This is a genomic window from Intrasporangium flavum (genome assembly GCF_001956915.1).
GTDB classification, from domain to species: Bacteria; Actinomycetota; Actinomycetes; order Actinomycetales; family Dermatophilaceae; genus Monashia; species Monashia flava.
In genome coordinates this window covers 114,270-139,864 of the sequence record NZ_MLJO01000005.1, presented here as the reverse complement: position 1 = coordinate 139,864, position 25,595 = coordinate 114,270, and the positions used below count along the sequence as shown (strand labels likewise).

Here is a 25,595-nt window from a genome sequence, read left to right as displayed (position 1 = left end):
CGTCGGTGGGGGCGTCGGGGGCCCCGGCGGGCGGCTGCACCGGCGCGCTGCCGGCGCCCTGGCCGCCCGGGAACAGGGGGCCGGACTCCGGCGAGGAGGCCGGGCCGCCCGAGGCGGGTCCCGGCGCACCCGTCGGCGCGTCGCCGGACGAGCCGCCGCCGAGCACCCCGCCGAGGCCACCGAGCCCGCCCTGGCCGATGCGGTTCGCGAGCCACGACAGGACGATCGGGGCCAGGATCGGCAGCAGCTTGCCGACGAGCCCGCCGGAGGAGCCGGAGCCACCGAGCCGGCTGACGACCTGGTCGGTGTTGTCGCCGAAGATGTTGCCGACGATGCGCTGCCCGTCGCCCTCGTCGATGTCGTCGAGCCCGCCCACCTGCCCCTGGTGGTCGCCGAGGGCGCCGAGCAGCGAGCTGGCGCCGGCCGGGTCACCGGCGTTGGCGTGCAGGCCGCCGACGAGCGCCGGCAGGGCGCTCTGGGCCGCCTGCTCGATCTCGGCGGGCTCGACGCCGAACCGCGCGGCGAGCTGGTCGACCGGGACCTGGCTGAGGATCTCGTCGTAGGAGGACATGTGCCGGGCCTCTCTGTCCGTGACGTGGGTGACGTGCGACCTGCGGGACGTGCGTGGCGACGCGGCTGCCACCACCCGCCTCAGGCTAGCCGCGCCGAACGCTCAGGCGGCCCCGACGGCGCTCGCCGGTAGCGACACGAGCCGGTCGCCCCCGCCGTTGCTCGTCGTCAGCCACAGCCGGCCGTCGACGAAGCGCACGTCGCGCACGCGTCCGTAGGTCCCCTGGAGGTGGCGCGTCGGGGTCCCCGCCCGGCCGTCGGCGCCGATCGGCACCCGCCAGACGGACTGGCCCCGGAGGGCCGCCAGGTAGACGGCGCCGTCGGGCCCGACCGTGATGCCGCTCGGCGACATCTCGGAGGTCGGCCACTGGGCCACCGGGTCGACGAAGCCCTCCCGGTCGGCCCGCCCCTCGACCTCCGGCCAGCCGTAGTTCGCCCCCGCCTGGATCAGGTTGAGCTCGTCCCACGTGCTGGCCCCGAACTCGCTGGCCCACAGGCGACCTCGCGAGTCCCAGGCGAGACCCTGGACGTTGCGGTGGCCGTAGGACCAGATCGGCGACCCGCCGAACGGGTTGCCGGGCGCGGGGTCGCCCTCGCGCGTGACGCGCAGGATCTTGCCGCCGAGCGAGCCGAGGTTCTGCGAGAGCGAGGAGTCGCCGGCGTCACCCGTGCCGACGTAGAGGAAGCCGTCGGGGCCGAAGGCGATGCGGCCGCCGTTGTGGTTGGTGCCGCGCGGGATCCCGGTGAGCACGGGCTCCGGGTCGCCGAGCCGGCCGCCCTGCCACGGCACGGACGCCACCCGGTTGTCGCTCTCGGTCGAGTAGTAGGCGAAGACGACCGGGTCCGCCTCGAAGTCGGGAGCCACGGCGAGCCCGAGGAGGCCACCCTCACCGCCGCTGCGGACGATCGGCAGTCGGCCGACGACCTGCGGCGCACCGCCGCTGCCGGGCCGCGGCACCAGGTGGACCCGCCCGGTGTCGCGCTCGGAGACCAGGGCGCGGCCGTCGGGCAGCACCGCGACGGACCAGGCGATCTCGAGGCCGCCGAGCAGCGTGACGGGCCCGGCGGGCTGGGCGGGACGCGTCGCCGGAGGGCGCGTCGTGCTCGTCGGCGGGCTCGTCGGCGGGCTCGTCCTGTCGGTGGCGGCGGGGGAGGTGGCCGGTGGTCCGACGCTCGTCGGGATCGACGAGTCGGCAGGCGGGCCGGTCCCCGGGGTGGTGGCCTCGGGGGCCGTCGAGCACCCCGTGGTCAGCAGGGCCGCGGCGGCCAGGCCGGCGAGACCGGTCAGGGCGCGCCGGGCGCGAGCGGGCGGGCGGGTGATCGGCGACATGTGCCATTCTCACCCGCGACCACCGCGGTGGGGCGCCCAGCGAGCGAGCGCGTCAGCCCGCGCGTCGACGCAGCGTGTCGACGAGGTCGGCCTGCACCTCGGCGTCCACGACGTTCGCCTCGACGACCCGACGCGTGGCGTCGAGGTCTCCGGTGAAGGCGCGGAAGAGCGTCAGCAGGTCGATGTCGTGGTCGGGTCGCTCGACGTCGACGACGTCGCCGGTGGTGATGCGCCCGGGGACCGTGACGGACAGGTAGGCGCCGGTGCGCCCCGCCTCGGTGAAGCGCTTGACCCACCCCCGCTCGTCCATGTGCCCGGCGAAGGTGCGGCACGGGATCCGGGGGACCTCGACGCGCAGCACCGCGGTGCCGATGCGCCACACCTCGCCGACGAGCGCGTGGGTGGCGTCGATGCCCTCGATGGTGAGGTTCTCGCCGAACTCGCCTGCGGCGATGGGCCGCCCGATGCGCTCGGCCCACCACAGCTGGTCCTCGCGCGGGTAGGCGTAGACCGCCTGGAGGCGTCCGCCGTGGTGGCGCGGGTCGCCGATCTCGTCGCCGACGACGCCGCTGCCGAGGCCGCCGTGTTTCGGCCCGGGGTCGCGGACCTCGACCGACGCCGTGGCGTGCTTGTCGATGGCGGTGGCGTCGGCGCTCGTGTACGGCTGCGGCGTGCGCCGGCCGACGTTGACCGACACGACGCGTCCGGTGGCGTCGGCGGGGCGGGGGTCGGGCGAGTCGGGCGAGTCGGGGGAGACCACGGGATGGAGCCTAGTCCGACGCCACCGGGCGGCTGGGTAGCGTCTCGGGCATGAGCACCGAGCGCCTCGTCGTGTCCGTCCCCGAGCAGGACTACGCCGACCGGCTGGCCGACCTCACGGCCGACGGCCGGGTCGAGCTCGTCGTCTGGGACATGCGGGAACCTCACCCGCGCGGCGCCGAGATCCGGTTCGCCGTCGTGCCCTACATGACGCGGCTGAGCCTGGCCGAGGTCACGCCCGGTCTCGACGCGCTCGAGGCGCTGCAGCTGCAGAGCGCCGGGTACGAGCAGTTCGCGGGCGACGTGCCGCCCGGCGTCGCGCTGTGCAACGCGGCCGGCGTGCACGACGCGAGCACGGCCGAGCTGGCCCTCGCGCTGGCCCTCGCTTCGATCCGCGAGATCCCCGAGTTCGCCGCCGCGCAGGCGCAGGGGGAGTGGAAGCCGCTCGTGCTGCGTCGGTCCCTCGCCGACCGGCGGGTCCTGGTCCTCGGCTACGGCAACATCGGCCGGGCCGTGGTGCGCCGGCTCCTGCCCTTCGAGGTGTCGGTGACGGCCGTCGCCAGCCGGGCCCGTGCCGGGGACGACCTCCTCGACACGGTCCACGGCATCGAGGAGCTGCCCGACCTGCTGCCGCACCACGACGTCGTCGTCGTCATCGTCCCGCTCACCGACGCCACCCGCGGCCTCGTCGACGCCGAGGCCCTCGCGCTGCTGCCGGACGGCGCCGTGGTCGTCAACGTCGCCCGCGGACCCGTCGTCGACACCGACGCGCTCCTGGCCGAGTGCGCCTCGGGCCGGCTGCGCGCGGGGCTCGACGTCACCGACCCCGAGCCGCTGCCGGCCGACCACCCGCTCTGGACGACGCCCGGCGTCCTCGTGACGCCACACATCGGCGGGGCGACCGACGCGATGCGTCCGCGTGCCGTCGCGCTCGTGCGGCGGCAGGTCGAGGCGCTGCGCGATGGCAGGCCGCTCGACAACGTCGTCATCGAGGCGCGCCCCGGCGCGGGCTGAGGAGCCCGGCGCGCGGCGCGTCGGCGCGTCGGACCCTTGTCGCTGTCGGTGGGGTAGTGGACACTGTGAACATGACAGAGACCATCGTGGCCATCGGCACGCGCAAGGGGCTGTGGGTCGCCCGGAGCGCCGACCGCGCGGAGTGGACCCTCGAGGGTCCGCACTTCCTCATGAGCGAGGTCGCGTCGGTCGCGATCGACACCCGTGCCGGTCGCACGACCGTCCTCGCCGGCGTCAAGTCGTGGCACTGGGGCCCGACCGTCCAAGTGAGCACCGACGCCGGACGCACGTGGACCGAGAGCGCCGAGCGGGCCCTCGCGTTCCCCACCGACACCGACACCGCGCTCGAGCGGGTCTGGCAGCTGACCCCCGACCCCAACGACGACGACGTCGTCTGGGCCGGCGTCGAGCCGCACGCGCTCTTCCGCAGCACCGACCGCGGCGAGCACTACGAGCTGGTCCGGGGGCTCTGGAACCACCCGCACCGGCCGAAGTGGGAGCCGGGCTTCGGCGGGGGAGCGGTCCACACGATCATTCCCGAGGCCGGCCACCCCGAGAACCTCCTCGTCGCCATGAGCGCTGGTGGTGTCTACCGCTCCTCGGACTCGGGCGAGACGTGGGCGCCGTCCAACCCGGGCATCCGCGCGTACTTCATGCCCGACGACGAGTACCCGGAGTTCGGCCAGTGCGTCCACAAGGTCGCGCGCGGCCACGCCGACGGCGAGCTCTACGCCCAGAACCACAAGGGCGTCTACCGTTCCGACGACAACGGCGCGTCCTGGCAGTCCATCGCCGAGGGCCTGCCCACCGACTTCGGCTTCACGATCCTGGCCCACCCGCGCCGCCCCGGCGTCGTGTGGAACATCCCCGTGGCCGACGACGGCGAGCGCATCCCGCCGGGTGCCCAGCTGCAGGTGCAGCGCTCCGACGATGGCGGTTCGCACTGGCGCATGCAGGCGCAGGGCCTGCCCTCCGACAGCTTCACCTGCGTCCTGCGCGACGCCGCGTCCCTCGACGCCGCCGACCCGGTCGGGGTCTATCTCGGCACCCGCAACGGCGACGTCTTCGCCTCCTCCGACGAGGGGGAGTCCTTCCAGCGCATCGCGACCCAGCTGCCCGACGTCCTCGTCGTGCGCGCGGCCCAGATCGGCTGAGGGGCAACGGTGTCCGCATGAGTGCCCCGGTCCGCGTCATCCTGCCCGGCATGCTCCGCGACCTCGTCGGTGGCATGGCCGAGATCGAGGTGGAGTCGCCCGGCGACAGCCAGAGCGTCGCCGAGCTCCTCGACCGCGCCTTCGCCGAGCACCGCATCCTCGACGGCAAGGTCCGCGACGAGCGCGGCCTGATCCGCCGTCACGTCAAGGTGTTCGTCAACGGTGAGGACGCCACCCGCGGCGAGGGTGTCGCCACGCCCGTGCCGGCCGGGGCGCGGGTGCACATCATCAACGCGGTGTCCGGCGGCTGACCGCGGCCCTCACGGCTCCGGTGGCCGTGCGGCGCCCGCCCGCGTGCTGCCGCCCGACGATCCCATGACGACAGGGAACTCGGCGTGCAGCACGACCCCGCGACCGCCCGGGCGTGCTCGCGCGCTCAGCTCGCCGCCGAGCGTCCTGATGGTGTCGCGAAGGAGCCGAAGTCCCAGGTGTCGGGCGCGCGCGTCCGCCGGGTGTCCGTCAGCGGAGCGGGCCAACCCCACGCCGTCGTCGCGCACCTCGACCACCACCCGCTCACCCTGGCGGGCCGCCTCAACCTCGACCGACGAAGCGGCGGCGTGCCTCGCGACGTTGCGCAGCCCCTCACGCACGATGCGATAGACCATCTGCGCCACCGGGAGCGTCTCGTCCAGCCCGGGGTCGACCGAGACCCGGACGTCGAGGCCATGGCGCCGCTGCCGGTCGGCGAGGTCGTCGACCGCCGCGAGCAACCCACCGCTGTCCAAGTCGGCGGGGTAGAGGTCGCTCAGCAGCTCACGCGCCCCGGCGGCGCTGCGCGCCAGGTCGGCCGAGGCCCGGTCGAGCAGCTCCCGCTCGACAGCCGCCGAGCTGGGTAGGGCGGCCGAGACGGCGGGCAGGACGTAGGTGAGCCCCACGATGTCCTGCACGAGCCCGTCGTGCAGGTCCTGGGACAGGCGTCGGCGTTCGAGGTCGGACGCCGAGAGCGCCTGGGCCGTCATCTCCTCGCGCTCTGCGAGACCACGGTCAACGCGTCGCGCGAGGGAGACGGCGAGCGGCAGCAGGGCGACCGCGAGCAGGAGCAGGGCTCCCAGACCCAGCCCCGTGAACTGCCACCGGAGGTCGCCCACGTCCTGCTGGATGCGCTCGGTGGGCCAGTACGCCTCGAACACCAGCGGTCGACCGTCGGTCCCGCGGAAGCCGACGTAGACCTCGATGAGCTGTTCGTGGGACTGCTCCAGCGCGTTCTCCGGCTTGTCGAGGTCCGAGACCTCCGCGGTCGCCCCTGTTCCGGAGAAGAGCGCCGCCACGTCGGGCTCGAGCTCGTAGCTGTGCCCCGTCACGCCGGGCTCCTCGCTCCAGAGCACCCGGCCGTCCTCGTTCCAGATCTTCATGTGGGCGATCGAACCGTCGGCCATGCGGGCCTGCATGATGCGCACCAGGGGGGCCGAGGCCGGCACGTCGCCGTGCAGGACCTCGTCGTCGACGAGGGGTGCCACCACGGTGCGGGCGAAGGCGGTGCTCCGCTCCTTCGCCTCGCGCAGCGCCAGCGACTCGGCGAGCGGTCGCGACAGCAGCAGGGTGCTCGCGGCGACGACGACCAGGACAGCCACGCTCCACCCGGCGAAGCGCGTCACCGCGTCCCTCACGACGCTCGAGCGGGTGGGGCGGGGACCCGTGCGTCCGGCAGGAGGCCAGCGACGCCCCGGCACCCTGTCAGGCCGGGTCATCGAGCTGGATCAGCTTGCGGCGCAAGGCGATCATGACCGCCTCGAGCTGGCTGTGCGCATCGAGCTTGGTGAGGATGTTCTTGATGTGACCCCGACACGTGAGCACCGAGATGCCCAGCGCGCGGGCGATGCCGGTCGGGTCCTTGCCCTCGGCGAGCAGGACGAGGACCTCCTGCTCGCGGGCGGTCAGGAGCGTCGGCGCGCGGCGCGGTCCGCGGCCGATGATCGAGCGGATCAGGGCCGGATGGACCGCGAAGCCGCCCTGTGGTGCGCTGCGCAAGGTCTCGAAGAGCTCGTTCAGGGGTCCGCCCTTCGGCAGGAGCGCGCAGGCCCCGGCCTCGGCTGCCCGGGCCAGCAGGGTGTCGGTCACGTGCGCCGTGAGGACGATGACCCTGACCTGCGGGTGCTCTGCGGTGATCCGCCTGGTCAGCTCGACGCCGTCCCCGTCCTCGAGGTGCACGTCCATGACGACGGCATCCGGCGGAGTCGAGGAGATGAGCCTCGTGGCTTCCTCGGCTCCACGCGCCGGTCCGATGCTCACCATGCCGGCCTGGGCCGACACGGCCAGCGCCAGGGCGTCGGCGACAGTTCGGTGGTCGTCGACGACGAGGACACGCATCGGTACGGACGACATCGAGACCCCCTCGTCGCCGGGCGCGGCGCCCCCCCGGCGCGCTGCCTCCTCCTCGAGTATCACGACCTGGCGTCGCTCGCGGGGAAAAACAGCACCGAAAAGTTGGGGCACCGTCCACCGCCGTTGGTTGATCCGGGGGAGACCCGACCCGCCGCACGATGGCAGGAGTTCGCCGAGGGGGTGATCGCATGATCGGAACTGCTGTGCCTGCTGTGCGTCTGTGCGGGGGTCTCGTCGTGGGAGACGGGAGGCTCGTCCTGGGGCCGCGTGATCTCGGGGGAGCCAAGGCCCGTCAGGTGCTCCTGGCCCTGCTCTTCGAGGGAGGGGCCTCCGTGTCCAAGGACCGGCTCATCGAGTTCCTCTGGGGGCCGACGCCGCCCGCTGGTGCGCTGGGCACCCTCGAGGCCTACGTGAGCGTGCTGCGCAAACGTCTCGCGGCCGTGTTCCCGGACGCGCCCCCCGTGGTCACCGTGCCCGGCGGCTACCGTTGGGACGTCGAGCGGGCGCCCGTGGACGTGGTCGAGTTCGCCCGGCTCGCCACGGTGGCCCGTGGGGCCCGGTCCCTGGCTGCAGCGGTGGACGCCTACGCCGCGGCCCTCGCGCTCGTCGCGCGCCCGGTCACGACCGTCGACGCGGACCTGCCCTGGGTCGAGCAGCACGTCGCGGGGCTCCATGCCCAGGTGCTGCGGGTGCTCACCGACGCGGCTCGTCTCGCGCTCGACCTCGGGGAGCCCGGCCGCGCCGAGACGTGGGCCCGCGCGGCGGTCGACCGGGACGTCCTCGCCGAGGGGGCCTGGCAGGTGCTCCTCGAGTCGTTGGACCAGCAGGGGCGCCAGGCCGAGGCGCTGCGAGCGTACGAGCGGTGCAGGGCGGTCGTCCTCCACGAGCTCGGGTGCGAGCCCGGCGCCGGGTTGCGTGCGGTGTTCACGCGGCTGCTGGCTGCGACGGCGTCCGGCGACGACGAGCTGCGTGACCTCGTCGACGCCGTGGTGCGGCTGCACGTCGGCGTTCTCGCGACGGCGCCGGCTCGGCCGGCGAGCCCCGAGTCGGTCGAGGAGGACTGCCGGCGACTCCGGACGTTGCTGAGGGCGGCCACCGCCACCGCCCCCGCCACCGCCACCCGTGGAGCCGGGCGCGTCCCCGGACAACGTGGCGCGCGGGTCACGACCGCGGCCACGGCGTGACCACGCGCCCCTCGATCTCCTCGAGGAGCACGGGTCCGAGGTCGCGTGAGTCGACCGAACGCGAACGGTCGTCGCCCATGACGAACACCGCACCGGAAGGCACGGTGACCGGTCCGAAGTAGACGCCGTCCATGGATTCGGGATCGAACCACGGTTCGGCAACCGGCGAGCCGTCCACGACGAGCCGGCCGTCCTCGAGGGCCACGACGTCGTCGGCCACGCCGACGACACGCTTGACCCACGCGTCGGCGTCCGGCTGCCCGGACAGGCGTGGGTCGGTGGCGGCTCGGGCGGCCCACCCGGGGCCCACGACGACGACGTCACCCCGTGACACGGATCCTGCCCAGGGCTCGCGAAGCAGCAGGACGTGCTCGCCGGGCGAGAGCGTCGGGCTCATCGAGTCGGACGTGACGCGGACCGGCTCGAGGACCCAGTGCGACCCCACGAGGAGGGCGGTGGCGACGACGGCGAGGAGCCGGCGTGGTCGGCGCGGTGGGCGCGGCCGGCGCCGAGCGGGTCGTGGCGACCGGGTCGCCGGGGCGCTCACGCGAACCGGACCGCGGCCCAGGCGAGACAACCGCAGACCCCCGTCGCGAGCAGCAGGTTGCTGACGGACCGTCGTCGGGGTGGCGGCAGCAGCCCGACGAGCAGCGCGAGCGCCGCGAGCTCGGCCGACACGCAGACCAGGTCGAGGGCCCCCACCGCCTCGACGGCGGACCCCGCCTCGGATCCCGGGATGACCGGCATCCCGTTGCCCCGGCCCCCGGGGACGAACAGCTGCACGTGGTGCCCGCCGGCCGGGATGGACGCGTCCGACCCGTGCAGCGGCAGCCCGACGGTGCGGGAGACGACGTAGAGGCCGACGAGTCCGGCCGTCGAGAGGACCGCCGCCGGCAGGACGCGCCTTGCCGTACCGCGCCACAGGGCCTGGGCGAGCCACAGCTGGATGGTCGCGACGACCGCGAAGAAGACGCCCGCGGGGGCCCACTCGTCGAGGTGCTCCGGCGTCACGACCACGTGGACGAGCCCGGCCACCCCGAGGAGGGCGCCGGCCCCGCGCGCCTCGAGCGACGGCGTGCACCAGCGGTGCGCTCCGACCGGTGTGCGATCGGCGGCCGGGCCGGGGAGGCCCTGACGGGCCGTCGCGGTCACAGCTCGGCCTCTTCGGGCAGCGACGTGCACGGCCGGCTCATCGGGTCGGTGGACTCGCTCGCGACGACCTCGAACTGGCTCATCATGTCGTGGTCCTCGTGGACGAGGTTGTGGCAGTGGATCATGTACTTCCCCCGACCCTCGAAGCGCATGACGACGCGCACCGTCTCGTTCTCGCCGACGTAGACCACGTCCTTGGGGCCGAGCTCGTGGGCCATCGGCGGCTTGCCGTTGCGGTCGAGCACCCGGAAGTCGACGAGGTGGATGTGCACCGGGTGGAACCAGCCGCCCGAGGAGTTGCGGATCTCCCACACCTCGACGTCTCCCTCAGCGGGGTCGGCCTCGACGAGCCGGAAACCGCTGCGCACCACGTCGTCCCACGTGTGGCCGTTGATGGTCCAGAGGCTGTTCTTGCGGACCAGGTCGAGCCGCCTGGTGCGCACGGCGTCGGCGGCCGTCAGCGCCATGACGGGATTGGCAGGGTTGAGCAGGTCGGGCACGGCGTTGTCGGCCGGGTCGAAGTCGTCGCCGACGACGTCGAAGGCCATCACCTTGTTCGTGTTGTCGTAGTCGATGTTGTTCTTCGGGCTCGTGTTGCCGAGCACGATCCGGCGGCCCACCGGGTAGCGGCTGAAGTCGACGACGACCTCGTAGCGCTCGGCCATGCCCTGACGGAAGCTCCGGACGCGCTGCGGAGCCGGCATCAGGCCCGCGTCGGTGGCGATGACGACGAACGGGTCCCCGGTGTCGAGCGACCACTGGTAGGACCGCGAGATCGACGCGTTGAGCAGCCGGAAGCGGTAGCGGCGGCGCTTGACCTTCATGACCGGCCACGGGACTCCGTTGACGAGGACGACGTCGCCGAACATCCCGGACTCGTCGTGGTTGTCGAAGTAGAGCTGGCCGTCGGTCGCGAACATCGCGTCGCTCACGACGAGGGGGACGTCATAGTCCCCGTGCGGGATCGGCAGCGACTGCTCGAGCGGATCGGTCAGGTGGTACTGCGCGGCGAGGCCCATGAGGACGTTCTCGGCCGTGTGGTGCAGGCCGTGGTCGTGGTACCAGAGGGTCCGGGCCGTGGGCGTGTTGGGGTAGACGTAGTCCTTGTACTGCCCCGGGTTCGTGATGTCGCTGGCGTAGCCGTCGTACTCCGGCGCCGACGGCGAGCCGTGCAGGTGCACCGACGTCCACGGCGTGTACCTCAGCAGCGGGTGGGTGGCCGGCAGGTTGTTGACCTGACGCATCACGGTGCGTCGGCCCTGGGCGACCTTGACGGTCGGGCCGGGGACGCTGCCGTTGTAGCCCCAGAGCGGGGTCTTCAGGCCCGGGATGACGTCGGCCATGACCGGCTTCATGTAGACCTTGTAGTAGTCCGTCGAGCCGTCGACCCGGCTCGGCGCCAGCACGGGGGGCACCCGGAAGGGCAGGGTGAAGGGCCTCGGCAGCCTGCTGCTCGCCAGGCGGCTCTGTGGGCCCGAACCGGCCCTCACCGACCTCTCCAGGGGCAGCGCCAGGGCGGCACCGCCCACGACGCCCAGCTTGATCAGGTCACGGCGTGACAGCGACATGGTCCCTCCTCGGTCGGCTCCACTGCCGCAAGGACAGCGGGACGACCTTGGGAACACCTTGTGGGTCCGGGCGGACGCCCAAGGTTTCCGCAAGGCGGCGTGCAGAGCATGGCCGGAGCACCTCTTCGGTGCCTCTCACCTGTTCGACACTCGAGAAGGCAAGCCCATGAGACGTCCAACCGCAGCGGCACTCGCCGCACTGCTCGGCCTCCCCGTCCTCGTCGGCGCCACTGCTTCCGCCGCGATCATCGGCGGTACCCCCGGACCCGGCCTCGCCGCGGTGGGTCCGGTGAGCGCCACCAACGGCTACCCGGTCTGGTACAGGGACAAGAACGGGCTGCGCCTCGAGCTGTGCGTCGCCGCCGCCGACCCGCTCTGCCCCGCGCGCGGCGACCTCCCGGACGAGACGGCCCCCGTGTCGTTCCCGGACAACTACCCGGACGAGGCCTTCTACTCGCTCACGGGGGCGCAGGTCGACACGGCGAACGCGGGTCTGGCCCGCCTCGACATGGCGCTCGAGGGCGCGTTCTCCGCCGGGCCCGTCGTCGACGGCGAGCAGGTCGTCTTCGCGCGGATGCGCGTCAAGATGACCAACGTGCGCAACGACACGGCCTACACGTTCACGACCCCGGTGGGCACCAAGACGCTCAAGGCCAACCGCGACGGGCTGATCTTCGACACCGAGGACATCGGCATCGGCGCCCCTGGGGACTTCTCGGGCGCCCTCGGCGGACGCATCGGGCCGTTCCTCACGTGGGACACCTTCGGCACGAGGACCGACCCGGCGCTGCTCGGCGACACCTACGTCGGTGACGGTGTCACCGAGCACCGGATCAAGGGCAGCCCGTACGGCACGAACGTCTTCCGCGTCGAGGGGCCGAACGTCAACCCGTCTGCCACGACGGATGCCTGCCCGACGGTCGCCGGCCCCGTCACCGACTGCATCGAGACCGACCTGTTCACCGTGCAGGGGAAGGTCGCAACCACGGCCGGCGTCTCTGCCGACGCCGCGACCTACTCCCGCTCGTCGGAGGGACGGTCGACCATCGACGTGTACGCGTCCTCCGAGTCCGGTGAGCTACGGGCCATCGAGGTCCAGGACGCTTCGGGGACAGTGGGGTTCGCCGCCACCGGGTTGACCGGCGGCGACGGTCGCTACTTCGCTCGGGTCGCCGCGACGGGCCTGCCGTCCAAGGTCCAGGTGTCGAACGTCGGGGACGTGCCGGTCTCCCGCAAGACGATCGGCGTCGTGGACCGCGTCTCGGGCACGGCGACGTTCGACAACGACCGGCGGATCCTCTCGATCGGTGCGACCTCGAGCGACACCTTCGGCGACCCCGTGCTCACCGCCGTCGGGTTCGGCCCCCTCGAAGGCGGCACGCTCGTCGTCGAGGACCTCGGGGCGCCGCCCGTCTCGGTCGTGGTGACCTCGGCCGCCGGCGGATCGCTCACGATCCCCGTGACCGTCAGCGGTGCCGCCACGGACCCGATCCCGGTCCGAGCCCAGGCGGACCCCGACCAGACGGTCCAGCCGGGTCAGCTGGTCACGCTCGACGGGTCGTCCTCCCGCGGCACGATCCTGTCCTACGCCTGGGAGAGCCCCGGGGGAATCTCCCTCACCTCACCCGAGGCGAGCCTGACGACCTTCACGGCACCGAGCGCACCGGGCGACTACGAGCTGACCCTGACGGTGACGGGCCCCGGGGGCACCAGTGACCGGGCCACCGTGAAGGTCACCGTGACGGAGCCGGTCGTCGCCGTCGTCGCGAGCGCCGGACCCGACCAGACGGTCCGGCGGGGCAGCGTCGTGACCCTCGACGGGACCGCGTCCCAGGGTGCCGCCACCTTCGCCTGGACGCAGGTGGGCGGGCCGACCAGGCCTGCCGTCACCCTCACCGGTGCAGCCTCGGCGCGTCCGACGTTCACGTTCCCGCTCTACCACGCGTCGGACGGCAACAGCGGGCCGCTCACCTTCCGTCTGACGGTTCGCGACGCGAGCGGGGCGCTCACCGGGGTCGACGACGTCGTCGTGACCCCGACGGCGGACACGGTCGTCGTGACCTCGGCGCGGTACAAGGGACAGTGGCGCGTCGACGGGACGAGCTCGGTCGTGGCCGGGCAGCGGGTCACCGCGCACCTCAACGGGATCAACGGGCCGGTGGTCGGCTCCGCGGTCGTGGATGCGGCGGGGGCCTTCTCGATCAGGCCCGCGACGGGACCGGTGGCGACCCAGGGCGCCACGGTGGTGGTGGAGTCGGAGCTGGGCGGGATCTCGACGCCCTTCAGCGTCCGGCTGAACTGACTCCCCGACGGGTTGCGCCTCCCCTCCGGTGCACCCCCGAGGTGGCCTCCTCCAGTCGGAGGGGGCCACCTCATCGGTGTCCGGCGACCTGGCGGACGCGACCGGCGTCAGGCGCCCACGCCGAGCAGGATCGGCAGCACCGTGCGCTCGAGCTCGCCGACGGCGAGCGAGCGCGGCTCGACGAGTCGCTGGGTCAGCGACCCCTGGGTCAGCGCCATCGCCACCCTGACGAACACGTCGGTGGGCATCGGCAGGGTCAGCCCCTGACGGCTGACCACCTCGTCGACGACGGAGGCGAGCTCGTCACGCACGAGGCGCTGCTGGGCGGCCCAGGCGCGGCGCGCCCCGGCGTCGCGGATGGCGTGGAGGGTGAACTCGGTCGTGAGGACCACCCACCGCTCCTTGCTGCGGCTGTCGTCGGCGAGGGCGGTGAGGACGTCGCGCAGGACCTCCTCGGCGCTGGCGTGCTCGCGCTTGCTCGCCGCGCGGATGCGCTCGACCAGGCCCTCGGCGTGACGGCGCGTCAGCTCCAGGACGAGGTCGTCCTTGGAGGAGAAGTTGGAGTAGAACGCGCCGCGCGTGAAGCCGGCGCGCTCGCAGATGTCCTCGACGCTGGCGCCGTGGAACCCGCGCTCGGCGAACACCTCGCCGGCGGCCTCGAGCACACGCTCGCGGGTGGCCTGCCTTCGGGCGCTGATCCGGGGCTCGGTCGTCGTGGTCATGGTCACAGGATACGACCTCGAATTGAATACGACAACGTATCGGATGCATACTCGTATCGTGATGACCTCCGAGAAGGACAGCAACCGCGGGCCGGACGTGCGCACCGTCGTCGTCGACGACGTCAGCGTCGCCGGCACCCACGAGCCGTTCGTCGAGCACGTCTCCTTCACGGCCCCGGCCGGCGAGTTCACCGTCGTGGCCACCGACCCCGGCATCCCGCAGGTGGCCCTCGCGCTCGCCATCGGCGGACGCGTCGAGCTGCTCCGGGGCCGGGTCAGCATCGGCGGGGGTGCCGGCCTGGCCGACCTCCAGCTGCGCACGCGTCTCGTCGACGTGGCCGACGTGACCGCCCCGGAGGACGCCATCGCGGTGCGCGCCGTCGTGCAGGAGGAGCTCGCGCTCGCCGAGCGTCCGGCCTCTCGCGCGGCCGTCGCCGCCTTCCTCGCCGAGCACGACCTGACCGACCACGCCGGGCGCCCGTGGGAGCAGCTGCCGCCCGACGTGCGCACCAGCCTGCTGCTCGAGCTCGGCGCGCTCCACCCGCAGGTGCGCGTCCTCGTCCTCGCCGGCCCCGAGCGGCACGGCGGCGACCACGCCGCGTGGTTCGACACCTGCCAGCGGCTCGCCGGCACCGGCCTGGCCGTCGTCGTCCTGACGACCGCCGCAACGGCCGCCGCGCTCGCCACCGAGGCCGCCACCGACGCCGACGCCCACGCCGCCATCGACGCCGCCACCGACGCCGCCACCACCGACGCCACCACCTCCACTGACACCACCCTCGCCAAGGAGCCCTCGGCATGAACCCCGTCCGCCTCGCGGTCGCCGAGCTGCGCCGCCTCACCTCCTCGCGCCTGGCGCGTCTCGCCCTCGTCGCCCTCGTCCTCGTGCCGACCCTCTACGGCGGCCTCTACCTCTACGCCAACCACGACCCCTACGGCGCGTTCCCGCAGGTGCCCGCCGCGGTCGTCAGCGACGACGCCGGCACGACGCTCAGCACGGGGGAGAAGCTGCAGGTGGGCGACGGCGTCGCCGACCACCTCGTGGAGTCGAAGTCCTTCGACTGGCACCGGGTCTCGCACGCCGAGGCGATGCGTGGGGTCGACGACGGCACGTACGCCTTCGCCGTCATCATGCCCCGCACCTTCTCGGCCGACCTCGCCTCGACGGCCGAGTTCAAGCCCCGGCAGGCCACGATCGAGCTCGAGACGAACGACGCGAACAACTACATGACCTCGACGATCGGCAACCAGGTCGTCAAGCAGGTCACGGCCTCGGTGGCCAGCGAGGTCAGCCAGACCGCGGCGAGCAAGCTGCTCCTCGGCTTCAGCCAGGTGCACGACCAGCTGGTCAAGGCGGCCGACGGCTCGGAGCAGCTGCGGGCCGGCACCGCCAAGGCCGACTCCGGGACGCACCGGCTGTCGAGCGGCGCCTCGAGCCTGGCCGGGGGACTGCACGACCTCGCCTCCGGTGCGGCTCGCCTCCACACCGGCATCGGCCAGGCGGCCTCCGGCGCCGACGCCCTCGAGGCAGGGGCCGGGCAGCTGGCCTCCGGCCTGGGCACGCTCGAGTCGCGCACCGCGTCGCTGCCGTCGCAGACCGACCGGCTGGCCGACGGTGCCGAGCAGGTGGCCGAGGGCAACCGCACCATCGCCGGCTACGGCACGAAGGCGGCCACGGCCTCGGCGGACCTCCGCCAGAAGGTGGCCGCCGACCGCACCGCGCTCGTGGCCGCGCTCAGGGCGCAGGGGCTCACCGACGCCCAGCTGTCGCTGCTCGAGTCGCGCCTCGACACCATCGACGGCTACGTCAACCGCGCCGACGCCACGATCCAGTCCGCCTCCGGCGACCTGACGCGGCTGTCGAAGGGCGCCGACCAGGTGGCCACCGGCGCCCGCGCCCTCGCCGACGCGACGCCGGCCCTCGCCGACGGCATCGCCCAGGCGCACTCGGGCGCCGTGCGCCTGCGCGACGGCGCGGCCACGCTCTCCGGCGGCCTCGGCACGCTGGAGTCCGGCTCGGCCCAGCTCGAGAGCGGCGCGACGAAGGCGGCGTCCGGTGGCGACTCCCTGGCGACCGGGGCGAGCTCCCTCGCGTCGGGCCTCGACACGCTGGCCGAGGGAATCGGCGACCTGCACGCCGGGCTCGTCAAGGGCCGTGACTCCGTGCCCGACCCGTCCGACGCCCAGCGCAAGGCCATGGCCCAGACCATCGGCAACCCCGTCGGCGTCTCCAGCGACTCGCTGGCCTCCGCGGGCTCCTACGGGGCCGGCCTCGCCCCGTTCTTCATGAGCCTCGCGCTGTGGATCGGTGCCTACGTCCTGTTCCTGCTCGTGCGACCGCTGTCGAGCCGGGCCCTCGCGACGAGCCAGCGCTCGCTGCGCACCGCCCTCGGCGGCTGGCTCGCGCCGGCGCTCGTCGGGATCGTGCAGGCGGCCGCCCTCGTGCTCGTCGTCGGCCGCGGCGTCGACATCCCGATCGCCCACCCGGTGCTCGCGTTCCTCTACCTCGTCTTCGTCTCGATGACGTTCGTCGCGATCCTGCACGCGCTGGCCTCGCGGTTCGGTGCCGTCGGCAAGTTCCTCGGGCTCGTCTTCATGGTCGTGCAGCTGGTCAGTGCGGGTGGCACGTTCCCGTGGCAGACCCTGCCCGGGCCGCTGCAGGCGATCCACCACGTCGTGCCGATGACGTACGCCATCGACGGCCTGCGCCGGCTCATGTACGGCGCCGACCTCGGGCCGGTGGCCGGCGACCTCGGCATCCTCGCGGCCTACCTCGTCGGGGCCCTGGCGCTGTCGACCGTGGCGGCGCGCCGCTCGCGGATGTGGACCCCGAAGCGGATCAAGCCCGCCCTCGAGCTGTGACCCGAGGGTGGGTCCCGGGCTGACAAGCCACCCGGATCGGAGCATGCTCGGTGCCATGAGCACCGCCGCCCGAGAGAAGACCCTCGTCCTGATGCGCCACTCCAAGGCCGAGCAGGTGCTCGGGAAGCCCGACCACGACCGCGAGCTCACCGACCGGGGCCGCCGCGACGCCAAGGCCGCCGGTGCCTGGCTGCGCACCGAGGGGCTCGTCCCCGACCTCGTCATCTGCTCGACGTCGGTGCGCACCCGGCAGACGTGGGACGAGGCCTGCCGGGGCGGTGCCCACACCGAGTTCGTCGAGTACCGGCGCACCATCTACGTCGGTGGCCCCGAACAGACGCTCGAGACGGTCCGCGAGGACGCGGGTGACACGGCCACGGTCCTCGTCGTCGGGCACAACCCCACCACCGCGCACCTGACGAGCATCCTCACCGAGGGCGACGGTTCGCGCGAGGCGCACGACGCGCTCGCCGCGGGGTTCGCCACGAGCGGGCTGGCCGTGCTCCGCTACCAGGGGGAGTGGGCCGACCTCGAGGCCGGCTCGTGCTCGCTCGCGCGGTTCCACGTGAGCCGCGCCTGACGCCCGCCCGGCCCTGGGCCGGCCGCAAAGTGAGATGCCATGTCCACGGAGCGGACAGCGTCCTATGCTGCAGAGCATGACGCAGACGCCTGACATCAAGCCCCGCAGCCGCGACGTCACCGACGGTCTCGAGAAGACCGCCGCGCGGGGGATGCTCCGGGCGGTAGGCCTCGGCGACGACGACTTCGCCAAGCCGCAGATCGGCGTCGCGAGCTCGTGGAACGAGATCACGCCGTGCAACCTCTCGCTCGACCGGCTCGCCAAGGCGGTCAAGGACGGCGTCCACGCCGGCGGCGGCTACCCCCTCGAGTTCGGCACGATCTCCGTCTCCGACGGCATCTCGATGGGCCACGAGGGCATGCACTTCAGCCTCGTCTCCCGCGAGATCATCGCCGACTCCGTCGAGACCGTCATGAACGCCGAGCGCCTCGACGGCTCGGTGCTCCTCGCCGGCTGCGACAAGTCGCTGCCGGGCATGCTCATGGCCGCCGCCCGCCTCGACCTCTCGTCGGTGTTCCTCTACGCCGGCACGATCCTGCCCGGTGTCGCCAAGCTCTCCGACGGCACCGAGAAGGAGGTCACGATCATCGACGCGTTCGAGGCCGTCGGCGCGTGCAACGCCGGCCTCATGTCGCGCGAGGACGTCGACGCCATCGAGCGGGCCATCTGCCCCGGCGAGGGCGCCTGCGGCGGCTTCTACACCGCCAACACCATGGCTGCCGTCGCCGAGGCCATCGGCATGTCGATCCCGGGCTCGGCCGCGCCGCCCGCCACCGACCGTCGCCGCGACATGTACGCCCGCAAGTCGGGCGAGGCGGTCGTCGAGCTGCTCCGGCGCGGCATCACGGCGCGCGACATCATGACCAAGGCCGCGTTCGAGAACGCCATCGCCGTCGTCATGGCCTTCGGCGGCTCGACGAACGCCGTGCTGCACCTGCTCGCCATCGCCCACGAGGCCGACGTCGACCTCACCATCGACGACTTCCGCCGCGTCGGCGCCAAGGTGCCGCACCTGGCCGACGTCAAGCCGTTCGGCAGCTTCGTCATGAAGGACATCGACCACATCGGCGGCATCCCGGTCGTCATGAAGACCCTGCTCGAGGCGGGCCTGCTCGACGGCGACTGTCTCACGGTGACCGGCAAGACCATGGCCGAGAACCTCGAGGAGATCAACCCGCCGCACATCGACGGCCGGGTCATCCGCGAGATGTCGACCCCGATCCACAAGACCGGCGGCCTGACGATCCTCAAGGGCTCGCTGGCCCCCGAAGGTGCGGTCGTGAAGTCGGCCGGCTTCGACGAGTCGGTCTTCGAGGGCACGGCGCGAGTCTTCGACGGCGAGCGCGCCGCGATGGACGCCGTCGAGGACGGCTCGCTGAAGAAGAACGACGTCGTCGTCATCCGCTACGAGGGCCCCAAGGGCGGCCCCGGCATGCGCGAGATGCTCGCCGTGACGGGCGCGATCAAGGGCGCGGGCCTCGGCAAGGACGTCCTGCTCCTCACCGACGGGCGCTTCTCCGGCGGCACCACGGGCCTCTGCGTCGGGCACGTCGCCCCGGAGGCCGTCGACGAGGGGCCGATCGCCTTCGTCCGCGACGGCGACCCGATCCGCCTCGACGTCGCGAACGGCTCGCTCGACCTGCTCGTCGACGAGGAGGAGATGGCCCGACGACGCGCCGAGGGTGTCACGCACCCGGAGCCGAAGTACACGCGCGGCGTCCTCGCCAAGTACCGCAAGCTCGTCGGCAGCGCGAGCGGCGGCGCCGTCTGCGGCTGAGGCCGGTTCCCGCCGGCGCGGCCCAGCCTTGCGTCAGCGGGACGCGTCGCGGAAGGCGCGCGGCGTCAGGCCCGTCGCGGCGCGGAAGCGCCGGATGAGGTGGCGCTCGTCGGTGAAGCCGGTCGCGGCGGCGACGTCACGCACGCCGAGGCCGGTGTGCACGAGCAGCTCGGTCGCCGCGGCCAGCCGTCGCGCGGCGCGGTGCGCGTAGGGGCTCGTGCCGGTCTCGACGCGGAACCGACGCCGCCAGGTCTCGTACGGCATGCCGACGGCCGCGGCGACCTCGTGCAGGTCCAGGGACTCGCCGAGGTCGTGCCCGAGCAGCTCGGTCGACCGCGCGAGCCAGGCGTCGGTGGCGGCCGGGCCGCGTCGCCGGCGCTGCTCGTCGAGCGCCACGGCCTCGAGCAGGGCCGCGAGCAGGTCGGCCGCCTCGGCGTCGCGCCCCTCGACCGTGGCGGGCCGGGCCCGCTCGAACGCGGCGAAGCGAGCCGCCCAGCGCCGCACCGGCAGGCCGTGCACGAGCGGGCGCCCGGGGGAGAGCGCACCTCGACGGGCGGCGAGGTCGAAGGAGAGGCCGTCGAACACGACGAAGTGCTCGTCCCAGCCCGACGCGTCCGCGCCGTACCAGTGGGGGTGCCCCGGGTGCACGAGGACGAGCGTGCCTGCTGCGACGGGCTCGTCGTGCGCGGCATCGCGGTACCGGCCCCGGCCGGCCGTGACGAAGGTGAGGCCCCACGTCGGGTGCCGGCGGGTGGTGCCGGTGGGCAGGCCGCTGCCGCCGACGATGCGGCCGGCCACGAGCACCTCGCCGAGCCGGCCGGCCGGTGTGCGTCCGCGGGGGCCGGGTCTCGACGCCGGGGCGGCAGGGCGGGTCGTCATGGCCACATCGAACCAGAACGTACCCCTGCGACCACCCCGTCCCGGGAGGCCGGGCCCCGGCTCTGCTGGGCTGGATCCCCCGCGACCACTCCGGTCGCTCACGATCCGTGAAGGACGGCCCCGCGATGCCCACCGACACGCTGCCGGCGCTCACCACCGCATACCCCGTCACGGACGAGGAGGTCACGGCGTACCGGGCCGACGGCTTCGTCCGCCTGGCCCAGGTGGCGACGCGCGAGGAGGCGGCCGCCTACCGCACGCCGGTGGCCGCGGCCGTCGAGCGCTTCTCCACCGAGACCCGACCGCTCGCCGAGCGGGACAGCTACGGGATGGCGTTCCTGCAGGTGATGAACCTCTGGCGGCACGACCCGGACGTCGCCCGCTTCGTCCTCGCCGCGCGCTTCGCGGGCGTCGCCGCGCGCCTGCTCGGGGTGCCGCGGGTCCGGCTCTACCACGACCAGGCGCTCTTCAAGGAGCCCGGCGGCGGGTACACGCCGTGGCACCAGGACGCCATGTACTGGCCGCTCGACGGGTCGCGCTGCCTGACGATGTGGATGCCGCTCGTCGACATCACGCCGACCCACGGCGGCCTCGCCTTCGCGGCCGGCAGCCACGTCGACGGCCCGCTCAGCGACATCGGCATCTCCGACGCGTCCGAGGAGCACTTCGACCGGCTGCTCGCCGAGCGCGGCACACCGGTCGACGAGCCCGTGGCGATGCAGGCGGGTGACGCGTCGTTCCACTCCGGCTGGACCGTGCACCGGGCTCTCGGCAACAGCTCCGAGGCCATGCGCGAGGTCATGACGGTCATCTGGTTCGCCGACGGCCAGGCGGTGCTCGAGCCGGCCAACGGCGCCCAGGCCAACGACCTCGCGACGTGGCTGCCGGGCCTCGCCCCGGGCGATCTCGCCGCGTCCGAGTGCAACCCGCTGCTCGGTGACGTCGACGGCGACTGACCGCCGCGTCGACGCTACGAGGTCGACGCGTCCTCGGAACGCGCCTTGAGGCCGGCAGCCTCCATCGAGAGGTAGCGCTCGGTGAGCCCGCGGTACACGCGGCCGACGAGGGAGCCGAGCCACCCTTCCTGGCTGATCGAGAGGGTGGCCCGGCTGCGTCCGGCATCGAGCGGCTCAACACCGTGCCGAGCGACAGTGTGCACGCCGGGTCCCGTTGCCTCCCAGACGAACTCGCGGCCCTCGTCGATCGAGGTCACGGTCCACTGGGTGCGCGGGAGGCGCGGCTGCTCGATCAGCGCGCGCGAGCCGACCCGCAGCGGGGCGGGGTCGAGCAGGTGCAGTGACGTGACGGAGTCGGTCCACTCCGGCCACCGCTCCACGTCCGTGATGACCGCCCACACGTGCGCAGCGTCGGTGTCGACGTCGATCGAGGTCGCCTGGTGCATGTCCCCATCCTGCTCACTCCGCCGTGGCGGTGTCGACGTCTCGGGCGGCGTCGGACGCGCTGGCGTCGCCGGTGTCGCTCGTGTCGATGGCCCAGTGCCGCCACGTCGAGGTGACCTCCATGCCGACCCTCTCGTAGAGGCCCAGCGCGCCGGTGCGCGAGTCGGTCGACAGCTCCGAGCGGGTCGCGCCGTGGTCGCGGGCCGCACCGAACGCGTCGACGAGCAGGGCGCGGGCCAGGCCCTTGCCGCGCTGGTCGCGGCGCACCGCGAGCTTGTCGATGTAGCCGAAGTCGTCGTTGACCATGAGGAGGGCGACGCCGACGACGACGCCCGACGGGTCGGTCATCAGCCGCAGGTGCCAGGGCTCGAAGCCCGGGCGCAGCACGGTGCCGGCGGCCCAGTCCTCGAACGGCTCGCGGTCGCGCTGCGACCACTCGAGGAAGGCGTCCTCGACGACCTCGTGGGCGAGCCGGTGGTCGGTCTCGTCCTCGGCAGCCCGCACCGAGTAGCCCTCGGGGACCGGCTGCGGCTCGATCTGCTTGCCCTCCGGCAGCTCGAGGACCCACGAGGTCCACAGCGTGGAGTACCCGAGCGACTCGAGCAGCCGCTCACCGCTCGAGCCGGCGGGGACCGGCTGGCCGACGAGGCCGGCGCCGTCGCGCCGGGAGAGGCGCTGGCACCACAGCGCGAGCGCCGTGCCGATGCCGCGACCGCGGGCGTCGGGGTGGACGTGCGCGTGGCCCCACCGTCCGCGGTCGACCTCGCCGTAGGCCACGAGGCTGTCGCCGTCGAAGACACCGACGGTCTGCCGGGCGATGTCGAAGCTCGGCCGCTGCCAGTCGCCGACGATGTCGGCCTCCTCGATGACGACGGTGCCGACGTCGGCCAGCTCGGCGTCGCGCATCAGCTCGAAGACGGCGCGCGCCTCGTCGAGGCGCAGCGGGCGCCAGGTGACGCCGTCGAGGTGCTCGAGGCCGAGGTCGTTGATGTCGGTGGTCATGGCGTCTCCGGTGCGGTCGTCCCGGCGGTGCCGGGGGAGGCTGGGGTGTCGAGGCCGATCGAGCGGCGGAACGGCGCGAGCCCCTCGACGACGACGGGGTGCTCGCCGCGCACGAGGTGCTCGCGCGTCAGGACGAGCGACTGGTTGACGGCGACCTCGCCCTCGCGACGGCGCAGGCGGCGCGTGCCGTTGGGGCGGTAGCCCACCTTGCGGCTCACCGCGAGCGAGGCCGGGTTGTCGGTGAAGGCGCCCGAGGTGACCTCCTCGGCGTCGAGGTGGTCGAGGACGAAGGCACAGATCGCCTGGCGCATCGCCGTGCCGATGCCGCGGCCCTGGTGGGGCAGGCCCAGCCACGAGCCCGTCTCGCCGGTGCGCGTCACGAGGTAGTCGCGCGTCGAGAACCCCTGCGTCCCGACGAGCACCCCCTCGTGCCAGACCCCGAGCTCGAGGCGCCACGCCTCCGGGGAGAACTCGGCGCGGCACCGCCAGTGGTACTGCACGAGGCCCCGGCGCAGCTCGTCCGGCGGTGCCTGGGTCCACGGCACGTAGAACGGCATCCTCGCCGGGTCGTGCACGCCGCGCGCGGCGAGGTCGGCCAGGGCCGCGAGGTCGTCGTCGCCGAGGCCCCGCAGCTCGAGCGGTCCGGCGGTGATGCGCAGGCCGAGAGCGGGCAGCAGGTCGGCGACGGTGTCCATGGGTCGTCAGTGTCCTGACGCGTCGGGCCGTCCTCAACCGACTTTCCAGCTGGCGCCCGCACGCGGCGGCCGACGTCAAGCCCTCGTGACAATGGGTGAGATCACAGTGCCACATGCTGAGACAGCCAGTACGGCCGATTGACACCGCTGGGGCCGCGTAGGACGGTTGACGCGTGGCCCGACTCCTCGTACTTCCCTAGCGCGCCGACCAGCAGCACCGGTCAGCGCGCTCCCTTCCGTCCCACCACGGGACCGAAGGGTTTTTTTGTGGGCCGGGACAGGCCCACGACGGGATGGACGAGGCGCCGGCAGGGCCACGAGCAGCACCAGAGACCGCACCACCACGCAGTGCTCGAGACAAGGAAGAGATCGTGAGCGACACGACGAAGCAGGCGCCCTCGCCCGCCGACGTGGCCTCGATGGCCCGTCACCGTCCGACGCCGTCCTCCCCGGCGCGGCCCAGCGACCACGGCGCGTCCGCGCCCGTCGCCCCGGCCGCACCGGTGCGCGAGGTCACCGGCGCCCAGGCGCTCGTACTCTCCCTCGAGGCCATCGGCGCCGACACGGTCTTCGGCATCCCCGGCGGGGCGATCCTGCCGGCCTACGACCCGATGCTCGACTCGGACAAGGTGCGGCACATCCTCGTGCGCCACGAGCAGGGCGCCGGCCACGCAGCCGAGGGCTACGCGGCCGCCACCGGCAAGGTCGGCGTCTGCATGGCGACGTCCGGCCCGGGTGCCACCAACCTCGTGACGCCGATCGCCGACGCGCACATGGACTCCGTGCCGATCGTCGCCATCACCGGCCAGGTCGCGAGCGGGGCCATCGGCACCGACGCCTTCCAGGAGGCCGACATCCGCGGCATCACGATGCCGATCACCAAGCACAACTACCTCGTCACCGACCCGGCGAAGATCCCGCAGGCGATCGCCGAGGCCTTCCACGTCGCCTCGACCGGCCGTCCCGGCCCGGTGCTCGTCGACATCAGCAAGGACGCGCTCCAGGCGACGACGACGTTCACGTGGCCGCCGCCGATCGACCTGCCGGGCTACCGCCCCGTCCTGCGGCCGCACGGCAAGCAGATCCGCGAGGCCGCCCGCCTCATCGCCCAGGCGAAGCGGCCGATCTTCTACGTCGGCGGTGGCGTCGTGCGGGCCAAGGCAAGCGAGCAGCTGCGCCGCCTCGTCGAGCTGACGCAGATCCCGGTCACCACGACCCTCATGGCCCGGGGCACCGTGCCCGACAGCGAGGCGCTCAACCTCGGCATGCCCGGCATGCACGGCACGGTGGCCGCCGTGACCGGCCTGCAGAAGTCCGACCTCATCATCGCCCTCGGTGCCCGCTTCGACGACCGCGTCACCGGCCAGCTGTCGACCTTCGCCCCCGACGCCAAGGTCGTCCACGCCGACATCGACCCGGCCGAGATCAGCAAGAACCGCATCGCCGACGTGCCGATCGTCGGTGACGTCGGCGAGGTCATCGACGACCTCATCGAGCAGATCACCCTCGACCGCGCCACGGCCGAGCCGGGTTCCGGCGCCTGGGACTACACCGACTGGCGCGAGCGCGTCGCCGGGTGGAAGCAGACCTTCCCGCTGGGCTGGACCGACAGCGAGGACGGCACGCTCTCGCCGCAGTACGTCATCGAGCGCATCGGCGCCCTGACCGGCCCCGAGGCCACGTACGTCGCCGGCGTCGGCCAGCACCAGATGTGGGCCGCGCAGTTCGTCCAGTACGAGCGCCCGAACGCCTGGATCAACTCCGGCGGCCTCGGCACCATGGGCTTCTCGGTGCCGGCGGCCATGGGCGCCAAGGTCGCCGAGCCCGAGCGCACCGTGTGGGCCATCGACGGCGACGGCTGCTTCCAGATGACCAACCAGGAGCTCGCGACCTGCGTCATCAACAACATCCCGATCAAGGTCGCCGTCATCAACAACAGCAGCCTCGGCATGGTGCGCCAGTGGCAGACGCTCTTCTACGACGAGCGCTACTCCAACACCAACCTCCAGCCGCTCGAGCAGCGCGTGCCCGACTTCGTCAAGCTCGCCGACGCCTACGGCTGCCTCGGCCTGCGGGCCGAGACGCCCGAGGAGGTCGACGCGGTCATCAAGCAGGCGCTCGAGACCAACGACCGCCCCGTCGTCATCGACTTCATCGTCCACCGCGACGCCATGGTGTGGCCGATGGTCCCGGCGGGCGTCAGCAACGACATGATCCAGGCCGCGCGGCACGAGGCGCCGGTCTGGGAGCGGGAGGACTGAGC

24 protein-coding genes are annotated in these 25,595 nt (G+C 73.2%); 11 read left to right on the top strand and 13 right to left on the bottom strand.

Annotated features, from left to right (window positions below; translation table 11 throughout):
* The 3 genes from BIV28_RS05375 to BIV28_RS05365 form a co-directional block, all read right to left on the bottom strand.
* Window positions 1-571, bottom strand: a 571-nt coding sequence (locus BIV28_RS05375; protein ID WP_076259942.1) for a DUF937 domain-containing protein, incomplete at its 3' end; no start/stop codon positions are given.
* Between the two features lie 102 nt (window positions 572-673).
* The gene (locus BIV28_RS05370) at window positions 674-1,900 is read right to left on the bottom strand and encodes a PQQ-dependent sugar dehydrogenase (RefSeq protein ID WP_076259940.1); all 1,227 of its coding nucleotides are present in this window, start codon (window positions 1,898-1,900) and stop codon (window positions 674-676) included.
* Window positions 1,901-1,952: 52 nt separating this feature from the next.
* Window positions 1,953-2,660 (bottom strand): MOSC domain-containing protein, encoded by a 708-nt coding sequence (locus BIV28_RS05365; protein WP_076259939.1) that lies wholly within the window; start codon window positions 2,658-2,660, stop codon window positions 1,953-1,955.
* A gap of 50 nt (window positions 2,661-2,710) precedes the next feature.
* Between BIV28_RS05365 and BIV28_RS05360 the strand changes: the two genes are divergently transcribed.
* The 3 genes from BIV28_RS05360 to BIV28_RS05350 all read left to right on the top strand — a co-directional run bounded on the left by BIV28_RS05360 (window position 2,711) and on the right by BIV28_RS05350 (window position 5,138).
* Window positions 2,711-3,673, top strand: coding sequence for a 2-hydroxyacid dehydrogenase (locus BIV28_RS05360; RefSeq protein WP_076259937.1), 963 nt, complete (start codon window positions 2,711-2,713; stop codon window positions 3,671-3,673).
* Between the two features lie 71 nt (window positions 3,674-3,744).
* A complete protein-coding gene (locus tag BIV28_RS05355) occupies window positions 3,745-4,827 on the top strand; it encodes a WD40/YVTN/BNR-like repeat-containing protein (RefSeq protein WP_083707063.1) in 1,083 nt (360 codons plus the stop codon).
* Between the two features lie 17 nt (window positions 4,828-4,844).
* Window positions 4,845-5,138 carry a MoaD/ThiS family protein gene (locus tag BIV28_RS05350; RefSeq protein ID WP_076259934.1) on the top strand — a complete coding sequence of 98 codons (294 nt, stop codon included), beginning with the start codon at window positions 4,845-4,847 and terminating at the stop codon, window positions 5,136-5,138.
* A 9-nt stretch (window positions 5,139-5,147) separates the two neighbouring features.
* Here the strand turns inward: BIV28_RS05350 and BIV28_RS05345 are convergent, their stop codons facing one another.
* Window positions 5,148-6,458 (bottom strand): sensor histidine kinase, encoded by a 1,311-nt coding sequence (locus BIV28_RS05345; protein WP_207555787.1) that lies wholly within the window; start codon window positions 6,456-6,458, stop codon window positions 5,148-5,150.
* A 103-nt stretch (window positions 6,459-6,561) separates the two neighbouring features.
* On the bottom strand, window positions 6,562-7,209 hold the full coding sequence (locus BIV28_RS05340) for a response regulator transcription factor (RefSeq protein ID WP_076259930.1): 648 nt from the start codon (window positions 7,207-7,209) through the stop codon (window positions 6,562-6,564).
* Window positions 7,210-7,445: 236 nt separating this feature from the next.
* On the opposite strand from BIV28_RS05340, the gene BIV28_RS05335 reads away from it, so the two are divergent.
* Window positions 7,446-8,393 carry an AfsR/SARP family transcriptional regulator gene (locus tag BIV28_RS05335; RefSeq protein ID WP_207555786.1) on the top strand — a complete coding sequence of 316 codons (948 nt, stop codon included), beginning with the start codon at window positions 7,446-7,448 and terminating at the stop codon, window positions 8,391-8,393.
* Here BIV28_RS05335 and lepB read toward each other — a convergent pair.
* The 3 genes from lepB to BIV28_RS05320 form a co-directional block, all read right to left on the bottom strand.
* Complete coding sequence (gene lepB, locus BIV28_RS05330) at window positions 8,371-8,838, bottom strand: signal peptidase I (protein ID WP_076259988.1); 468 nt, start codon at window positions 8,836-8,838, stop codon at window positions 8,371-8,373. The two genes, BIV28_RS05335 and lepB, sit on opposite strands and share 23 nt — an antisense overlap.
* A 98-nt stretch (window positions 8,839-8,936) precedes the next feature.
* A complete protein-coding gene (locus BIV28_RS05325) occupies window positions 8,937-9,545 on the bottom strand; it encodes a hypothetical protein (protein WP_076259927.1) in 609 nt (202 codons plus the stop codon).
* The gene (locus BIV28_RS05320) at window positions 9,542-11,113 is read right to left on the bottom strand and encodes a multicopper oxidase family protein (protein ID WP_076259925.1); all 1,572 of its coding nucleotides are present in this window, start codon (window positions 11,111-11,113) and stop codon (window positions 9,542-9,544) included. Before BIV28_RS05320 ends, BIV28_RS05325 begins: the two co-directional genes overlap by 4 nt.
* A 166-nt stretch (window positions 11,114-11,279) precedes the next feature.
* Between BIV28_RS05320 and BIV28_RS05315 the strand changes: the two genes are divergently transcribed.
* Window positions 11,280-13,415: a PKD domain-containing protein gene (locus BIV28_RS05315; protein WP_207555785.1), complete on the top strand. Its 2,136-nt coding sequence runs from the start codon at window positions 11,280-11,282 to the stop codon at window positions 13,413-13,415.
* A gap of 107 nt (window positions 13,416-13,522) precedes the next feature.
* Here BIV28_RS05315 and BIV28_RS05310 read toward each other — a convergent pair whose 3' ends face one another.
* Window positions 13,523-14,137, bottom strand: coding sequence for a TetR/AcrR family transcriptional regulator (locus BIV28_RS05310; RefSeq protein ID WP_076259986.1), 615 nt, complete (start codon window positions 14,135-14,137; stop codon window positions 13,523-13,525).
* A 58-nt stretch (window positions 14,138-14,195) separates the two neighbouring features.
* Between BIV28_RS05310 and BIV28_RS05305 the strand changes: the two genes are divergently transcribed.
* The 4 genes from BIV28_RS05305 to ilvD all read left to right on the top strand — a co-directional run bounded on the left by BIV28_RS05305 (window position 14,196) and on the right by ilvD (window position 19,356).
* Window positions 14,196-14,939, top strand: a complete 744-nt coding sequence (locus tag BIV28_RS05305) for a hypothetical protein (protein ID WP_207555784.1) — start codon at window positions 14,196-14,198, stop codon at window positions 14,937-14,939.
* Complete coding sequence (locus BIV28_RS05300; RefSeq protein WP_076259920.1) at window positions 14,936-16,999, top strand: YhgE/Pip domain-containing protein; 2,064 nt, start codon at window positions 14,936-14,938, stop codon at window positions 16,997-16,999. The genes BIV28_RS05305 and BIV28_RS05300 overlap by 4 nt, the downstream gene beginning before the upstream one ends.
* Before the next feature lie 55 nt (window positions 17,000-17,054).
* Complete coding sequence (locus tag BIV28_RS05295) at window positions 17,055-17,579, top strand: SixA phosphatase family protein (RefSeq protein ID WP_076259985.1); 525 nt, start codon at window positions 17,055-17,057, stop codon at window positions 17,577-17,579.
* A 76-nt stretch (window positions 17,580-17,655) separates the two neighbouring features.
* The gene (gene ilvD / locus BIV28_RS05290; RefSeq protein ID WP_076259983.1) at window positions 17,656-19,356 is read left to right on the top strand and encodes a dihydroxy-acid dehydratase; all 1,701 of its coding nucleotides are present in this window, start codon (window positions 17,656-17,658) and stop codon (window positions 19,354-19,356) included.
* Between the two features lie 33 nt (window positions 19,357-19,389).
* Here ilvD and BIV28_RS05285 read toward each other — a convergent pair whose 3' ends face one another.
* Complete coding sequence (locus tag BIV28_RS05285) at window positions 19,390-20,235, bottom strand: helix-turn-helix domain-containing protein (protein ID WP_076259918.1); 846 nt, start codon at window positions 20,233-20,235, stop codon at window positions 19,390-19,392.
* Window positions 20,236-20,360: 125 nt separating this feature from the next.
* Here BIV28_RS05285 and BIV28_RS05280 point away from each other — a divergent pair, with 125 nt between their 5' ends.
* Window positions 20,361-21,191 carry a phytanoyl-CoA dioxygenase family protein gene (locus BIV28_RS05280; RefSeq protein WP_076259981.1) on the top strand — a complete coding sequence of 277 codons (831 nt, stop codon included), beginning with the start codon at window positions 20,361-20,363 and terminating at the stop codon, window positions 21,189-21,191.
* 14 nt (window positions 21,192-21,205) lie between these two features.
* Here BIV28_RS05280 and BIV28_RS05275 read toward each other — a convergent pair whose 3' ends face one another.
* The 3 genes from BIV28_RS05275 to BIV28_RS05265 are packed head-to-tail and all read right to left on the bottom strand — an operon-like array spanning window position 21,206 to window position 23,332.
* Window positions 21,206-21,637 (bottom strand): SRPBCC family protein, encoded by a 432-nt coding sequence (locus BIV28_RS05275; protein WP_076259917.1) that lies wholly within the window; start codon window positions 21,635-21,637, stop codon window positions 21,206-21,208.
* Between the two features lie 13 nt (window positions 21,638-21,650).
* A complete protein-coding gene (locus BIV28_RS05270; protein WP_076259915.1) occupies window positions 21,651-22,637 on the bottom strand; it encodes a GNAT family N-acetyltransferase in 987 nt (328 codons plus the stop codon).
* A complete protein-coding gene (locus tag BIV28_RS05265) occupies window positions 22,634-23,332 on the bottom strand; it encodes a GNAT family N-acetyltransferase (RefSeq protein ID WP_076259913.1) in 699 nt (232 codons plus the stop codon). Before BIV28_RS05265 ends, BIV28_RS05270 begins: the two co-directional genes overlap by 4 nt.
* 371 nt (window positions 23,333-23,703) lie before the next feature.
* Here BIV28_RS05265 and BIV28_RS05260 point away from each other — a divergent pair, with 371 nt between their 5' ends.
* Window positions 23,704-25,593, top strand: coding sequence for an acetolactate synthase large subunit (locus BIV28_RS05260; protein ID WP_076259912.1), 1,890 nt, complete (start codon window positions 23,704-23,706; stop codon window positions 25,591-25,593).
* The last annotated feature ends 2 nt before the right edge of the window (window positions 25,594-25,595 follow it).

What these genes read in the sequence shown, in the direction of transcription:
- BIV28_RS05315 (WP_207555785.1), top strand. Translation starts at nt 11,280, where the DNA reads ATGAGACGTCCAACCGCAGCGGCACTCGCCGCACTGCTCGGCCTCCCC.
- BIV28_RS05280 (WP_076259981.1), top strand. Translation starts at nt 20,361, where the DNA reads ATGCCCACCGACACGCTGCCGGCGCTCACCACCGCATACCCCGTCACG.
- BIV28_RS05310 (WP_076259986.1), bottom strand. Translation starts at nt 14,137, where the DNA reads ATGACCACGACGACCGAGCCCCGGATCAGCGCCCGAAGGCAGGCCACC.
- BIV28_RS05265 (WP_076259913.1), bottom strand. Translation starts at nt 23,332, where the DNA reads ATGGACACCGTCGCCGACCTGCTGCCCGCTCTCGGCCTGCGCATCACC.
- BIV28_RS05340 (WP_076259930.1), bottom strand. Translation starts at nt 7,209, where the DNA reads ATGTCGTCCGTACCGATGCGTGTCCTCGTCGTCGACGACCACCGAACT.
- BIV28_RS05370 (WP_076259940.1), bottom strand. Translation starts at nt 1,900, where the DNA reads ATGTCGCCGATCACCCGCCCGCCCGCTCGCGCCCGGCGCGCCCTGACC.
- BIV28_RS05320 (WP_076259925.1), bottom strand. Translation starts at nt 11,113, where the DNA reads ATGTCGCTGTCACGCCGTGACCTGATCAAGCTGGGCGTCGTGGGCGGT.
- BIV28_RS05355 (WP_083707063.1), top strand. Translation starts at nt 3,745, where the DNA reads ATGACAGAGACCATCGTGGCCATCGGCACGCGCAAGGGGCTGTGGGTC.
- BIV28_RS05270 (WP_076259915.1), bottom strand. Translation starts at nt 22,637, where the DNA reads ATGACCACCGACATCAACGACCTCGGCCTCGAGCACCTCGACGGCGTC.
- ilvD (WP_076259983.1), top strand. Translation starts at nt 17,656, where the DNA reads ATGACGCAGACGCCTGACATCAAGCCCCGCAGCCGCGACGTCACCGAC.
- BIV28_RS05350 (WP_076259934.1), top strand. Translation starts at nt 4,845, where the DNA reads ATGAGTGCCCCGGTCCGCGTCATCCTGCCCGGCATGCTCCGCGACCTC.
- BIV28_RS05295 (WP_076259985.1), top strand. Translation starts at nt 17,055, where the DNA reads ATGAGCACCGCCGCCCGAGAGAAGACCCTCGTCCTGATGCGCCACTCC.
- BIV28_RS05275 (WP_076259917.1), bottom strand. Translation starts at nt 21,637, where the DNA reads ATGCACCAGGCGACCTCGATCGACGTCGACACCGACGCTGCGCACGTG.
- BIV28_RS05300 (WP_076259920.1), top strand. Translation starts at nt 14,936, where the DNA reads ATGAACCCCGTCCGCCTCGCGGTCGCCGAGCTGCGCCGCCTCACCTCC.
- BIV28_RS05360 (WP_076259937.1), top strand. Translation starts at nt 2,711, where the DNA reads ATGAGCACCGAGCGCCTCGTCGTGTCCGTCCCCGAGCAGGACTACGCC.
- BIV28_RS05285 (WP_076259918.1), bottom strand. Translation starts at nt 20,235, where the DNA reads ATGACGACCCGCCCTGCCGCCCCGGCGTCGAGACCCGGCCCCCGCGGA.